This is a genomic window from Micromonospora sp. NBC_01740 (assembly GCF_035920365.1).
Taxonomy (GTDB): domain Bacteria; phylum Actinomycetota; class Actinomycetes; order Mycobacteriales; family Micromonosporaceae; genus Micromonospora; species Micromonospora reichwaldensis.
The window spans coordinates 3,308,364-3,320,847 of record NZ_CP109150.1; the positions used below are offsets into that span (position 1 = coordinate 3,308,364).

11 protein-coding genes are annotated in these 12,484 nt (G+C 74.9%); 6 read left to right on the forward strand and 5 right to left on the reverse strand.

The genetic code is table 11. The features are described from left to right. Position 1 precedes the first annotated feature (1 nt). Together OG989_RS15500 and OG989_RS15505 are read left to right on the forward strand one after the other, a co-directional pair. Positions 2-1,300 (forward strand): outer membrane protein assembly factor BamB family protein, encoded by a 1,299-nt coding sequence (locus OG989_RS15500; RefSeq protein ID WP_327030889.1) that lies wholly within the window; start codon positions 2-4, stop codon positions 1,298-1,300. Continuing rightward, positions 1,297-2,583, forward strand: a complete 1,287-nt coding sequence (locus tag OG989_RS15505) for an outer membrane protein assembly factor BamB family protein (RefSeq protein WP_327030890.1) — start codon at positions 1,297-1,299, stop codon at positions 2,581-2,583. The genes OG989_RS15500 and OG989_RS15505 overlap by 4 nt, the downstream gene beginning before the upstream one ends. A 34-nt stretch (positions 2,584-2,617) precedes the next feature. Here OG989_RS15505 and OG989_RS15510 read toward each other — a convergent pair whose 3' ends face one another. After that, a complete protein-coding gene (locus tag OG989_RS15510) occupies positions 2,618-3,913 on the reverse strand; it encodes a peptidase C39 family protein (protein WP_327030891.1) in 1,296 nt (431 codons plus the stop codon). A 149-nt stretch (positions 3,914-4,062) separates the two neighbouring features. Between OG989_RS15510 and OG989_RS15515 the strand changes: the two genes are divergently transcribed. The 4 genes from OG989_RS15515 to OG989_RS15530 all read left to right on the forward strand — a co-directional run bounded on the left by OG989_RS15515 (position 4,063) and on the right by OG989_RS15530 (position 6,949). Continuing rightward, positions 4,063-4,734: a response regulator transcription factor gene (locus tag OG989_RS15515; RefSeq protein ID WP_151452465.1), complete on the forward strand. Its 672-nt coding sequence runs from the start codon at positions 4,063-4,065 to the stop codon at positions 4,732-4,734. 192 nt (positions 4,735-4,926) lie between these two features. Continuing rightward, the gene (locus OG989_RS15520; RefSeq protein WP_151452474.1) at positions 4,927-6,096 is read left to right on the forward strand and encodes a sensor histidine kinase; all 1,170 of its coding nucleotides are present in this window, start codon (positions 4,927-4,929) and stop codon (positions 6,094-6,096) included. A 167-nt stretch (positions 6,097-6,263) separates the two neighbouring features. After that, positions 6,264-6,566 carry a VOC family protein gene (locus tag OG989_RS15525; protein ID WP_327030892.1) on the forward strand — a complete coding sequence of 101 codons (303 nt, stop codon included), beginning with the start codon at positions 6,264-6,266 and terminating at the stop codon, positions 6,564-6,566. Beyond that, a complete protein-coding gene (locus OG989_RS15530; RefSeq protein WP_151452467.1) occupies positions 6,563-6,949 on the forward strand; it encodes a VOC family protein in 387 nt (128 codons plus the stop codon). Before OG989_RS15525 ends, OG989_RS15530 begins: the two co-directional genes overlap by 4 nt. Before the next feature lie 53 nt (positions 6,950-7,002). Here the strand turns inward: OG989_RS15530 and OG989_RS15535 are convergent, their stop codons facing one another. From OG989_RS15535 to OG989_RS15550, 4 genes are all read right to left on the reverse strand, one after another. After that, entirely contained in the window at positions 7,003-7,872 is an 870-nt protein-coding gene (locus OG989_RS15535) for a hypothetical protein (protein WP_327030893.1), read from the reverse strand. Positions 7,873-7,979: 107 nt separating this feature from the next. Continuing rightward, on the reverse strand, positions 7,980-9,059 hold the full coding sequence (locus OG989_RS15540) for a hypothetical protein (protein WP_327030894.1): 1,080 nt from the start codon (positions 9,057-9,059) through the stop codon (positions 7,980-7,982). Between the two features lie 159 nt (positions 9,060-9,218). After that, on the reverse strand, positions 9,219-11,288 hold the full coding sequence (locus OG989_RS15545) for a 3-hydroxyacyl-CoA dehydrogenase NAD-binding domain-containing protein (RefSeq protein WP_327030895.1): 2,070 nt from the start codon (positions 11,286-11,288) through the stop codon (positions 9,219-9,221). Next, entirely contained in the window at positions 11,285-12,481 is a 1,197-nt protein-coding gene (locus OG989_RS15550; RefSeq protein WP_151457454.1) for a thiolase family protein, read from the reverse strand. Before OG989_RS15550 ends, OG989_RS15545 begins: the two co-directional genes overlap by 4 nt. Positions 12,482-12,484 lie beyond the last annotated feature (3 nt).

Genomic DNA, 12,484 nt, shown 5'->3' on the forward strand with positions numbered 1-12,484 from the left:
CGTGACGGTCATCGACCTGGGCGAGCGACGGGACGTCGACGGGGCCGCCGGGCCCGGTCCGGGCCGGTTCCTCCGCCGCTGGGCCCCGGCCCTGGTCGCCCTGCTCTGCCTGGTGACGTCTGCGGCCGCCGCGCCGTGGCCCGCGCAACCGCCGGGCGTCACGGTCCCGGCCGGCCCGGACGCGAATCTCCTGTTCGTCGAGGGGGTCCTGCTGGTGGCGGAGCCGTCGGGCCCCGGCACGGTGGCCGACGGGGATCCGGTGTCGCGGCTGGCCGCCCACCGGCTGCCCTCCGGCCGTCCCCTGTGGCGGGTGCCGTTGCCCGCGCCGGGGCGGGTGTTCCACGCCGTCCGGGCCGGCGACCTGCTGGCGGTCGGCCTGGCCGGGGACCGGACGGCGTCCGAGGTGGTCGGGCTCTCCCTCGCCGACGGCGGGGTGCGCTGGCGGGGCGCGGGACAGTTGCACGGCGCCACCTCGGCCGGGCACCTGCTGCTGTCGGGCTTCGCCGGATCGAGCGCGTCCGTGCTGCGCTCGGTGGACCCCGCCACCGGTGCCGTCCGGTGGTCGCAGCCGCTGGCATTCGAGGACGCGCACCTGTCGCGGCGGGACCAGCGGATCAGCCTGCTGACGGTGCTCGCCGGCGGGCGGCTGGAGCTGCGCGACCCCGACACGGGCGCGGCGCGTGCCGCGACCACCGTGCCCGACCGCTCCCGCGTGCTGACGGTCACGGAGGAGTTGGTGCTGCTCACCGACGCCAGCGGCGTCCTCAGCGGCTACGAGATTCCCGGCCTGCGCCGGCGGTGGAGCGTGCCCCGCGGCCCGGCCGACCAGCCGGACGTCTACGACTGCGGCGCCCTGATCTGTGTCGACGACGGCTCGCCCGCCACCCGGCTGCTCGATCCCGCCACCGGCGCCCTGCGGTGGCGGAGCGAGAACGCGGCGCTGGGGCCGGTCGCCGTCGAGGGCCGGCTGCTGGCCGTCCGGCGCGCCTCCGGTGGCGCCGCGGAGCACGTGCTGCTCGACGCGGCGACCGGCCAGCCGGTGCGGCAACTGGGCCGCTGGCGGGCCGGCGCCCCGTGGCTCTCGGCCGACGCGACGACCGTGCACCGCCGGCAGCGCGACGGGCGGTACCTGGTCGGCCGGATCGACGAGCGCGGGGAGGGCGTGCAGGTGCTGGCGGCACTGCGCGGCGTGGTGGGGGAGTGCGGCGCTCGCGAGTCGTTCGTCGCCTGCCGGCGCGAGGACGGTGGGTTGGGCGTGTGGGAACTGCCCGGCGACCGCGACCGGAAGGGGCGGGCGTGACGCTCATCGACCTCGGCGAGGTGCGTGACGAGCCGGGCCGCGAGGCGCCGCCGCCCCGCCCGCCGCGCGCCGTCGGCCGCCCGTTGCGGGTCGCGCTGGCGCTCGCGTTCCTCGTGGCCACCGTGGCGGCGGCCGCCCCGGTGCCGGCCCGGGTCGGGCTCGTCGTGCCGGCCCGCCTCGGGTCGGAGGCGTTCCTGCACGGTGACCGGCTCTACGTCGTCGAGCCGGCCGAGGGGGAGCCCGAGGGGACCGTCGAGGTGCGCGCGTACGCCCTGCCCGAGCGGGCGCCGGCGGACGACGCCCCACCCACCCCGGTGTGGCGCTCCCGGGTCGCGGCGGCGGGCCGGTTCTGGCAGGTCCAGACCGGGCCGGGGATGGTGCTCTTCTCCGTCACCGGGGACCAGGACGACGGGCAGACGATCGCCCTGGACGCCGCGACCGGCCGCGGGCTCTGGCGGCAGCCCGGCTACCCCTGGTGGGACCCGGCCGGCATCCTGCTGATGCAGACCGGCGGGGAGGAGGGCGGCGCCGTGCGGTCGGTGGATCCGGCCTCCGGGCAGGCCCTGTGGTCGGTGCCGACGACGCGCGAGGGCGCGACGTACAGTCTCCGCGACGGGCGGGTCGAGCGGATCGTCCGGGTCCCCGCCGAGGGGCGGGTCGAGGTGCGCGACCCCCGCTCCGGCGCACTGGTGCACGCGGCGGACCTGGGCCTCGACGAGGCCTCCGGGCACGTGGTGGTGGCGTACGACCTGCTGCTGGTCGTCCGGCCGGCCGCGGGCGTGGTGACCGCCTACGGGCTGGACGGGCTGCGGCGGCGGTGGAAGGCGCGCGTCCCCATGGTGGAGCACGTCACCGAGTGCGGCGAGCTGTTGTGCGTGCCCGGGGGAAACAGGTTCGTCGCGCTCGACCCGGCGACCGGCGCGCTCCGGTGGGTCGGCGGGCGGTGGTTCGGGGTGCTGTCGGCACAGGGCGGCCGGCTCCTGGCGGTCGCGCCCGGGCCCCTCGGCGACCGGCTGGGCGTGCTCGACGCGGCCACCGGTCGGGAAGTGGCCGACCTGGGCACCTGGCAGCTGATGACCTGGCACGCCGACGAACGGCTCCTGGCCGTGCGGCCGGCCGCCGCCGGTGGCGGGGTGGTGGTCGCCGAGCTGGACGTCGCCGAGGGCCGGGCCCGGGTGCTGGACGTGCTCCGCGGCGCGACCGGGGACTGCCGCAGCCGGGCCGAGACGGTGGTGTGCCGGCTGCAGACCGGCGAGCTCGGCGTCTGGCGCTATCCCGGTTGAGCCGCCGCGTCCGGTGCCGCGGACGCCGCCGGGGTCACCAGTTGGGCTGCTCCGGCGCCGGGGGGAGCGGCACGCCGGGCGGCCGGAGCACGTACGCCACCCCGCCGCTGCCACCCTGCCAGGCGGCCTCGAACCGGTCCCGGTCGACGGTCCGGCGCACCGCGTCGTCGTCCGGGGCGTACGGGTCGTTGAGCACCGGCGCGCCCGTGGCGGTGAAGCCCACCAGCACCATCAGGTGCCCGGCGGTGTCGTAGTCCAACCCGGGCACCTCGCCCGACTTGAACGCGGCGGAGACGATCAGCGGGATGCCGGTGGCCACGAACGCCTCCGCCTCGGCCAGCGACCGCAGCCGGGTGACGAAGGCGTCCACCCCGTGCAGGCCCGCGTACGCGGTGTTGAACGGCCAGTTCCCGGCCCCGGCGAAGGCGTGGTCGTAGCAGTGTCGCGCGGCGTGCACCACCACCGGGCGAGGGCCGGCCGGAGCCACCCAGGCGTACCGGGTCGGGGCCGGGGCGGCGTCCCAGAAGGCCAGCACCATCGAGGTGCAGGTGGGGCTGCACCAGGCATCCCCGCCGCCACCCCACTGCGGGTGGGCGCCGGCGTGCAGCCGCTGCGAGTAGCGCGGCACGTCCAGCACCGTGCCCCAGGCGGCCGGGACCGTCGCGGCGGACCCACTCGCAGGGGCCGGACCCGGGGCGCGGAACTCGGGCCCGGTGACCGGGGCGGGCCCGGCCGCCACCGGCGGGGAGCCCGCTGCGGTGGGCCGGGACGCCCCGGCCGCAGCCGTCGGGCGCGGGCCCGCGGCGACCGCCCCGACCGCGCGCAGCACCGGGGTCGCGTCGGCGTCCTCGGGCCGGAGCAGGGTCACCCGGACCTGCCAGCCGGTGACGGTCGCACCCGTCACCACCAGCGTGTCCGTGTCCACCCGGGCATCACTGTCGCGCTGCCCGGGCACGGACGTCCGGCGGATCGCGTGGTCGTCGGCCGCCCAGTCGGCGAGGACGTACCACCCGGTGGCCGGCGCGTCGTCGTGCCAGCCCCGCAGCTCCACCCGCAGCCAGCAGTCGCCGGGGGTGTCCCCGGTCCACGAGGGCACCACGTCGCGCACGGCGAAGCCGACCGGCACGGGCGGGGACGTCCAGCTGCCGGCCGCGTACCGGCGGGTGCGGCCGTCGGCGTCGGTGTGGTCGAGCCGGTCGGCCGGGTCGGCCAGTTCGAGGCCCCGTCCGCCCGCGCGCAGCCCGGACAGGCTGCCCAGCCCGGCGTCGCCGGGAAGGCGGAAGCCCCGGTAGGTGACGTCCCGTCGGATCGTCGGCGCCGCGTCGGTCATGCGTCTTCCCGTCCGTCGTGAAGGTTGCCGCCAAGAGCATTGCGTACGACGAAGGTTTTCTGCAACGGGGTCGGACCGGGACGGCGGGTGCGGCCCGGTTTGGCTGCCGGCACTAGGTTGTGGGTGGTCAGGGGCGCGAGGAGGCCGGAATGCGGGTACTGGTGGTCGAGGACGAGCGCAACCTCGCCGACGCGATCGCGCGGGGGCTGCGCAAGCGGGGGATGGCGGTGGACGTCGCCTACGACGGCGACAGCGGCCACGAGATGGCGTTCGTCACCCGGTACGACGTGGTGGTGCTCGACCGGGACCTGCCCGGCGTGCACGGTGACCAGATCTGCGCCGAGCTGGCCGCCTCCGGCACGCTCACCCGGGTGCTGATGCTTACCGCCAGCGGCACCGTCGCCGACCGGGTGGAGGGGCTGCAGCTCGGCGCGGACGACTACCTGCCGAAGCCGTTCGCCTTCGACGAGCTGGTCGCCCGGGTGCAGGCGCTCGGCCGCCGGGCCACCCCGGCCGCGCCGCCGGTGCTCGAACTCGCCGATCTGGTCCTCGACCCGGCCCGCCGGGTGGCCACCCGGGGCGGCCAGCCGGTCGACCTGACCAACAAGGAGTTCGGCGTGCTCTGCGAGCTGCTCAAGGCGCGCGGCGCGGTGGTCTCCAGCGAGGAGCTGCTGGAGCGGGTCTGGGACGCCAACACCGATCCGTTCACCACGATCGTCCGGGTCACCGTGATGACCCTGCGCAAGAAGCTCGGCGACCCGCCGCTGATCGAGACGGTTGTCGGTGCGGGCTACCGCACGGCGGAGACGGTGGGGCTGTGAGCGTGAGGAGTGAGCCGGTTTTGCGAGCCCCGCAGTCGCGAACGAAGGTGGGGCTGTGAGCGTGAGGAGTGAGCCGGGTTTGCGAGCCCCGCAGTCGCGAACGAAGGTGGGGCTGTGAGCGTGAGGAGTGAGCCGGTTTTGCGGGCCCCGCAGTCGCGGACGAAGGCTGGTGCCGCGACCCGGCGGGCCCGGCTGCGGCCCACGCTGCGGCTGCGGCTGACCCTGCTCAACGGGGTGCTGCTGGTCGGCGCGGGCGCGATCCTGGTGCTGCTGGCCTGGCTGCTGGTCCGCGACGCGCTGCGCCCGACCGACGAGCTGCTGCCCGGCACCGTGGTGGTGCTGGCGGACGGCCGGTCGCTGGACGCCGCGCAGTGGCAGCGCCAACTGGTCGACGCCGCCAGCGCGGAGCTGCTGGTCAAGGGCCTGGTGGCGCTGCTGGCGATCAGCGTCGTCGGGGTGGCCGGCGCGTACGCGGTCGCCGGCCGGGCGCTGCGCCCGCTGCACCAGGTCACCGCCACCGCCCGCCGGCTGGGCGAGACCACCCTGGACCAGCGGATCGGCTATTCGGGCGCCGACGACGAGGTGGCCGAGCTGGCGGAGACCTTCGACGAGATGCTGGACCGCATCGCCGCCGCGTTCGAGGCGCAGAAGCGCTTCGTGGCCAACGCCTCGCACGAGCTGCGGACCCCCCTCGCGGTGATGCGTACCGAGATCGACGTGACGCTCAGCGACGACGAGGCGGACGCCGCCGAGTACCGCCGGATGGCCACCGTGGTCCGGGACGCCTCCGAGCGGGCCAACGGGCTGGTCGACGCCCTGCTGGTGCTCGCCCGCAGCGAGGCCCAGGCGGGCCGCCGGCTGGGCCGCCGCACCGAGTGCGACCTCGCCGCCGGCACCGCCAACGCCCTGTCGGCGGTACGGCGGGAGGTCGAGCGGATCAAGCTGCGGGTGCAGACCTCGCTGGAGTCCGCGCCGGTCGTCGGCGATCCCGGGCTGCTGGACCGGCTGGCCGGCAACCTGATCGAGAACGCGATCCGCTACAACCACCTGCACGGCCGGGTCTGGGTGCGTACCGGGTCGGACGGGTGCCGGTCGTGGCTGGTGGTGGGCAACACCGGTTTCGAGGTGGACCAGGCCGACGTGCCCGGCCTGTTCGAGCCGTTCCGGCGCGGCGGCCGGGAGCGTACCGGCGCGCGCGGCTCGGGCCTCGGGCTCTCCATCGTGCGGGCGGTCTGCGACGCGCACGGCGGCACCGTGAAGGTGGTCGCCCAGACCGGTGGCGGGCTGGAGGTCACGGTGACCCTGCCGGCGGCGGAGGCGGCCCCGGCGGTCACCGCCCAGGAGCCGGCCGCCCGGCGGTGACGGGCCACCCCGGGGTTGCGGGGAGTACGGGCCCGATGGAAGGATCACGGCGTCAGCTCGAGGACCGGAGGGGGGTGCGTCGATGTTCACCGTCATGATCTCCGCGCCCCGTCTCGCCGGCTGACCCTCACGCACGCGGGGCGCCTCATCCCCAGCGGAGGAACTCCGTGTATCCACGGATCCACAACACCAGTTTCGACTGTCACGACACCTACGCCCGCTCCGGCTCCTGGCCGGCGGTGACCGGGTACGTCCGGCACGGCGACGACGCCCCCGGTGGTCCGGAGGCGGCGCTGCCGGCCACCCCGCACGTCTTCTTCCCACCGGTCTGCGAGGCCGGGACGGTGAAGAGCCGGGCGCGCGTCCGTCTCGAACCGGCCGTTCGGACCCGGGCGCGGGAGGCCGAGCGGGTGCTCGGCGCCGGCGCGACGGAGCGGGCGGGTAAGACCATCGAGGAGGAACACCCGTGAGCGCACGGATCCACAACGTCTGCATCGACTGCCGCGACACGTACGCGCTGTCCGGCTTCTGGGCGCAGGTCTTCGACTGCCCCCGCCAGCCGGACGACTTCCCCGGCGACCCGGAGGCCATGCTGCTGCCCCCGGGAGGACCGGAGGTGCTCTTCGTGGCGGTGCCGGACGGCAAGGAGGTGAAGAACCGCCTCCACCTCGACCTGGAGCCCACGGACCGGACCCGGGACGAGGAGGTCGCGCGCCTGGTGGGCATCGGTGCCACCCAGGTCGCCGACCAGCGCCGCCCCGACGGTTCGGGCTGGGTGGTGCTCGCCGACCCGGAGGGCAACGAGTTCTGCGTGCTGCGCAGCGCCGCCGAGCGGGCCGCCACGGCGGGCTGACGCGAAAGGGGCCCGTCCACCGTCGTGGGCGGGCCCCCGCGCTGCCGTACGGGTCAGGACTTCTGCTCGACCTGTCCCCGGATGGTGGCGAACTCGGCGTGGGCCTGCTGGCCCGTCTTGAAGTAGATGATGACCATGCCGACGCTGCCCTTGTCGCTCCACACGCAGACGCCGAGCGGCACGTCCTGCGCCTTGGCGTCGCCGCACTTGGCCTCGCCGCCGAGCGGTCCCGGATCCACGGTCTTCATCTCGCCCAGCCGCACGTCGCTGGTGCGCGCGCCCCTGATGGTGTCCTCGAGCGTCTTGGCCGGGTCCGGGTTCAAGCCGGACGCGGCGGCGATCATCACGAGGTTCCTGCCGGTGAGGGTGCCGTAGAACTCGCCGACGGTGCTGCTGGCGCCGGGGATCGTCTTGTTGAGTTCCGCCTCGAGCTCCCGGGCGCCGGCCTGCAGGGTCGGGTCCGTCGCCCTGGGCCGCCCGGCGAGGGTCGCCGGCGCGACGACCCGGGTCCGGGTGGCGTCGACGGTCTCCTTGACGTCGTCCTTGACGGCGAAGGCGACGATCGCCGCGCCGCCCAGGCAGAGCACCAGCACCACGGCGAGCGAGATCAGCACGATCTTGCCGGCGTTCGACTTCCGCGGCGCCGGCGGGCCGCCGTACGCCCCCGACCCGCCCCCGTACGGCGGTGGCCCGTACCCGCCGGCCTGCGCGGGCGGTGGCCCGTACCCGCCGGCGTGGGGCTGCGGTCCGTACCCGCCGGCGTGGGGCTGCGGTCCGTACCCGCCAACCTGCGGCGGCGGTCCGTATCCGCCGGGCTGTGCCGGTGGCGGTCCATACCCGCCGGGCTGTGCCGGCGGGTACGAGCCGTACGGGCCGCCCCCGCCGTCCGGCGGCGGGTAGGAGTTGGCGGGTGGGTAGGACATCGGTCAGCTCCGGGTCTGCGCGAGAGAGATGGTGGTCCGTGCGGCCCCGGCCACGCCCGACGCGCCGCGTCGGTCGTGGGCGGCGGCGCGCACCGGGCGGGTGCTGGTCAGTACTTCTGCTCGATCTGACTGCGGAAGGCGACGAACTCCGCCGCCGTGGCTGCCGAGGAGGAGAAGAACATCACGATGAGCCCGACGCTGCCGTGGTCGGCCCACGCGCAGACGCCCAGCGGCACGCCGGCGGACTCGCCGTCGCCGCACTTGGCCAGGCCGCCGAGCGGTCCGGGGGCGACGGTGGTCAACCGCTTGACGGCCAGGTCCTTCGAGATGCCCTTGACCGCGTCGTCGAGCTCCCGTTCCGGGTTGAGCACGAAGGTGCTGGCGGCGATCACCATGACCATGTCCCGCTTGTCGGCGCTGCCGTAGAAGGCGCCGGCGACGCCGGTCTCGCCGCGCACCGAGGACTGCAGCTCGCGGACCATGTCGTCGGCGGCCTTCCGCAGGGTCGGCTCGGTGCTCTTCGGGCGGCCCCCGAGGGTCTCCGGCGTGACGACCCTGATCTGCGGGGCGTCGCTGGACTCCGGCGACGGGGCGGCTTCGGACGAGGTGTCGGCGCTCGGCGTGGCGCTCGGCGCCGCAGCGGTGGGGGACGCGGTCGGCGTGGGCCTGGGGTCGGCGCCCTGATCGCCCTCGTAGGCGAGGTAGGCGATGCCACCTCCGCCGAGGCAGAGCACCAGCAGCCCGACGATGCCGAGGGACAGCACCAGCTGGTGGGGCCTCGCCGGCCGGCCCGCGCCGGGAGGGGGCGGCGGGTAGCCGGCGTACGGGCTGGCCGGGAACCCGCCCTGCGGCGTCACGGGATAGCCGCCGTACGGCTGGGTGGGGTGCGGCTGGGCCGACGTGGGCCCGGGGTGCGGCTGTGCCGAGGTGGGCCCCGGGTACGGCTGGGCGGACGTGGGTCCGGGATACGGCTGGGCGGACGTGGGCCCGGGGTACGGCTGGGCCTGCGGGGGGTGGGGGTGCGGCGTGGTGGGCCAGCCGCCACCCGCCGGCGGCTGCCCGTGCGGCGGGGAGGCCCAACCATCGGCGGGCGGTGCCGGGTAGCCGTCCGGTCGCGGCGGATGGAAGTCGTAGTGGGCGTCGTGCTCCGGCTGCCCGGACCAGGGATCGACCGGCGGTGAGGACATGATCAGCTCCAGGCGAGGGTGCGAACGGGTGATCGTAGCCAGCCACGGCACGGTACCGCTGTCCCGACCCCGACCGTATCGGCCGCAACGACGAACGCGGTGGCCACCTCCATCCAAGCTGGACGGGGCAACCACCGCGAACGCGGGGGGCGGTGTGGATCAGGCGGGCAGGCTGGCCACCCCGTGCGGCAGGAACCGCTGGCCGGTGACCCGCTCCGAGGTGCCGGTCCGGTCCAGGTACGGCGTGATGCCGCCCAGGTGGAACGGCCAACCCGCGCCGAGGATCATGCACAGGTCGATGTCCTGCGCCTCGGCGACGACGCCCTCGTCGAGCATGAGCCGGATCTCCTGCGCCAGCGCGTCGAGCGCGTTCTGGCGCACCTGCTCGGCGGTGAGCGGCTGGTCGCCCACCACGAGCAGCTTGGCCACCTCGTCGTTGACCTGGTCGTCGACGACGATCGGCTGACCGGAGTCGGCGATCCGCTTGAGGTTCTCGCTCACGTCGAAGCGGTCCGGGAACGCGGCGTGCAGAGTGCCGCCCACGTGGTACGCGACGGCCGGCCCGACGAGCTGGAGCAGGGCGAGCGGGCGCATCGGCAGGCCCAGCGGGTCCAGCGCGCTGTTGGCCACGTCCAGCGGGGTGCCCGCGTCCACGGCGGCGAAGACGGTGCCGAGGAAGCGGGTGAGCAGCCGGTTGACCACGAACGCCGGGGCGTCGGAGACCAGCACGGAGGACTTCTTCAGCTGCTTGCCGACCGCGAACGCGGTGGCGAGCGTGGCGTCGTCGGTGCGCTCGCCCCGGACGATCTCCAGCAGCGGCAGCACCGCGACCGGGTTGAAGAAGTGGAAGCCGACCACCCGCTCGGGGTGCTCCAGCTCCTCGGCCATCGCCGTGATCGACAGGCTGGAGGTGTTGGTGGCCAGCACCGCCTCCGGCTTGACGATCTTCTCCAGCTCGGCCCAGACCTGCTTCTTGACGGCGAGATCCTCGAAGACGGCCTCGATGACGAAGTCGGCGTCCGCGAAGACGCCCTTGTCGACGGAGCCGCTGACCAGGCCGTACAGCTTGGCGGCCGTGCCCTTGTCCATCCGGCCCTTGCTGACGGCCTTCTCGATCTGGGTGTGCACGTAGCCGACGCCCTTGTCCACCCGGGCCTGGTCCAGGTCGGTCATCACGACCGGCACCTGGAGGCGACGGGCGAAGAGCAGGGCGAGCTGGCTGGCCATCAGGCCGGCGCCCACGATGCCGACCTTGGTGACCGGGCGGGCCAGGCCCTTGTCCGGCGCGCCGGCCGGCCGCTTGGCCCGCCGCTGCGCCAGGTCGAACGCGTAGAGGCCGCTGCGCAGCTCCTCGGAGAAGACCAGGTCCGCGAGGGCCTCGTCCTCGGCGGCGGTGCCGGTGGCGAAGTCGGCGTCCTTCGCCGTCTCCAGCAGGTCCAGCGCCTTGTACGCGGCCGGGACCGCGCCGTGTAGCCGCTGGTCGAGGGTCTGCCGGGCGAAGTAGAGCACGCCCGCCCACATGTCCTTGTCGACCTCGGGCCGGGTCACGGTGACCTCGCCCCGGACGACGCCGGCGGCCCACTCCAGGGACCGCTCCAGGAAGTCCGCCGGCTCCAGCAGCACGTCCGCGATGCCCATCTCGGCGGCCTGCTTCGGCTTGAGCATCTTGTTCTGCATCAGCGGGTTCTGGATGATCACCTGGGTCGCCGCCGGGATGCCGATCAGGTTCGGCAGCAGCTGCGTGCCGCCCCAACCGGGGACCAGGCCGAGGAAGACCTCGGGCAGCGCCAGCGCCGCCACCCCACCGGAGAGCGTCCGGTAGTGGCAGTGCAGCGCCAGCTCCAGGCCGCCGCCCATCGCCGCGCCGTTGACGAAGGCGAAGGTCGGGACCTCGCTGTCCTTGAGCCGGGCGAAGACCCGGTGGCCGAGCCGCCCGATCTCCAGCGCCTGCTCGCGGTCGGCGAGCTGCGGGAGGCTGGTGATGTCCGCGCCCACGCAGAAGACGTACGGCTTGCCGGTGACCGCCACGAACGCCGGGTTCGCGGCCAGGGCGGCGGTGATCGCCTCGTCCAGGCTGGTCAGGCCGCCCGGGCCGAAGCTGTTGGGCTTGGTGTGGTCGAAGCCGTTGTCCAGGGTGATCAGGGCGGCCGGCCGGTCCAGCCCCGGTACGTTCACCTGGCGCAGCAGCGCCCGGGTGACGACCTCGTTCGGTGCGGCGAGCGCGCTCACTTGTCTCCACCCTCCCAGTGCGGGTTCTCCCAGATGACCGTGCCGCCCATGCCGATGCCGATGCACATGGCGGTGACGCCGTAGCGGACCTCGGGGTGCTCGGCGAACTGCCGGGCGAGCTGGGTCATCAGCCGCACGCCCGAGGAGGCGAGCGGGTGGCCGATGGCGATCGCGCCGCCCCACGGGTTGACCCGCGGGTCGTCGTCGGCGATGCCGAAGTGGTCGAGGAAGGCGAGCACCTGCACGGCGAACGCCTCGTTCAGCTCGAACAGGCCGATGTCGTCGATGGTCAGGCCGGCGAGGCGCAGCGCCTTCTCGGTCGACGGGATCGGGCCGACGCCCATCACCTCGGGCTCGACGCCGACGAAGCCGAACGACACCAGCCGCATGGCGACCGGCAGGCCCAGCTCGCGGGCGACGTCCTCGGAGGCGAGCAGGCTGGCGGTGGCGCCGTCGTTCAGGCCGGCCGCGTTGCCGGCGGTGACCTTGCCGTGCGGGCGGAACGGGGTCTTCAGGGTGGCGAGCTTCTCCAGCGAGGTGTCGCGGGGGGCCTCGTCGACCGTGGCCATGCCCCAGGCGTTCTCCTCGTCGCGGACCGCCACGGACACCAGGTCGTCCTGGAGCTTGCCGTTGGCGTACGCCTTGGCGGTCTTCTGCTGCGAGGCGAGCGCGAAGGCGTCGGTGCGCGCCTTGGTGATGTGCGGGACCCGGTCGTGCAGGTTCTCCGCGGTCGCGCCCATGACCAGCGCGGACGGGTCGACGAGCTTCTCGGCGACGATCCGCGGGTTGGGGTCGACGCCCTCGCCCATCGGGTGGCGGCCCATGTGCTCGACGCCGCCGGCGATCGCGACGTCGTAGGCGCCCATGGCGATGCCGCTGGCGACGGTGGTCACCGCGGTCATGGCGCCGGCGCACATCCGGTCGATCGCGAAGCCGGGGACGGTCTTGGGCAGGCCCGCCAGCAGGGCGGCGGTCCGGCCGATGGTCAGGCCCTGGTCGCCGATCTGGGTGGTGGCGGCGATCGCGACCTCCTCGACCCGCTCCGGCGGCAGCTGCGGGTTACGGCGCAGCAGCTCGCGGATGCAGCGGATCACCAGGTCGTCGGCGCGGGTGTTGGCGTACATGCCACCCGCCTTGCCGAACGGGGTACGGACGCCGTCGACGAAGACGACATCCCGAACTTCACGGGGCACTTG